This is a genomic window from Candidatus Saccharimonadia bacterium (assembly GCA_035544015.1).
GTDB lineage: Bacteria > Patescibacteriota > Saccharimonadia > UBA4664 > UBA4664 > UBA5169.
Genome location: DATKIP010000041.1, coordinates 1 through 1,191, shown reverse-complemented (window position 1 = coordinate 1,191; position 1,191 = coordinate 1). Strand labels below are relative to the sequence as shown.

The following is a 1,191-nucleotide window of genomic DNA, read 5'->3' as shown; positions in this document are numbered from 1 at the left end:
TGGTCGGCGACCCATCGCTCTGTGAGGCTGTCAAGTTCGTCGAGTTGCGCCTGGGAGTAGTTTTCCGGATCGTAGCCCATATCAATCCAGTCAAGTAAGAACTCCTCGACCTCGTTGCGGGGAAAGTCCGGGTACTTTTTCAGGACGCGCTCAATGGATTGCTCAAGATCGAGCCGTTCTGCGTCTGGCCAGATCAATTTGCGTTGCTTGGCGTCGAGCTGCACGTCCTCCACCAGGTTCCAGAGGACGTCGCGGACCTCGATGGATTGCTGGCCCTCGGGCGAGTCCATCCACTCAAAGAGTCCATCAAGGAAAGGGTTGTTCGCGAAGATGCTGTCTTGCGGCTGTTCCCTGCGCTGCTTGCCCATGATGTCCTCAACCAGGTCTGGGCCATCAAGGCCCGTTTTGTGTTGGCGCAGCCGCGCGTGGTCCGGGATATCCGTGTTGCCGTAAAGGCGCCGGAAGACGCGCGGCCTTCGATTTTCACCGTGTTTCGGCACTATGCCGGCACGCCGCGAACTTAAGCCATCTCGTCGTATCCGGATCATGAGCCCAATCATGGTTAACGAATTGTGAATCGATGGTGCCTATTGGGTGACCCGACCCAACTTGAACCATGGATACGACCATGTCGGATCGGGCGCTCCCACAATCGCTGTGGGCTATCTGGTGGAATGCAATTCTTCTTCTGCGCCCGGCATTCTCGCGCCTGCGCACCTTCCTGTGGTTCGTCACCGCCGTGGCCGGCTTGACGGTGCGCCTGGAATTGCTGGGTGTCACCAGCATTGTGCGAGCATTGAACCTACGACCCAGGCTCTACACCAAGCTGCTCGCGCACTTTCACAGCAGTGGCATCAAACTTGACCGGCTTTCGGCCTTGTGGGCGCAAGCTGCGCTGCAGCTGTTCCCAAGCCCCGTGCGGGTCAATGGCCGGCTGGTCCTGGTCGGGGATGGCATCAAGGCCCCCAAGCGCGGCAAGAAAATGCCGGCCGTAAAGCTCCTGCATCAGCAATCGGAATCGAACACCAAGCCAGAATACATCATGGGGCATTCCATGCAGGCTGTCGGCTTGCTCGTCCATGCGGCCAAGAGCGTCTTTTCCGTGCCGCTCGCCGTGCGCATCCATGAAGGTCTGGTATGGTCCAACCGCGACAAGCGCACCTTGCTCGACAAGATGCTCGGCTTGCTCGA

The 1,191-nt window shown here is 58.9% G+C and carries 2 protein-coding genes; one reads left to right on the top strand and one right to left on the bottom strand.

Features of this window, described 5'->3' with window-relative positions:
• Positions 1–560: hypothetical protein (locus VMT30_02615; GenBank protein HVQ43834.1), on the bottom strand; the 560-nt coding region annotated here is incomplete at its 3' end.
• 56 nt (positions 561–616) lie between these two features.
• On the opposite strand from VMT30_02615, the gene VMT30_02610 reads away from it, so the two are divergent.
• Positions 617–1,191: IS4 family transposase (locus VMT30_02610; GenBank protein ID HVQ43833.1), on the top strand; the 575-nt coding region annotated here is incomplete at its 3' end.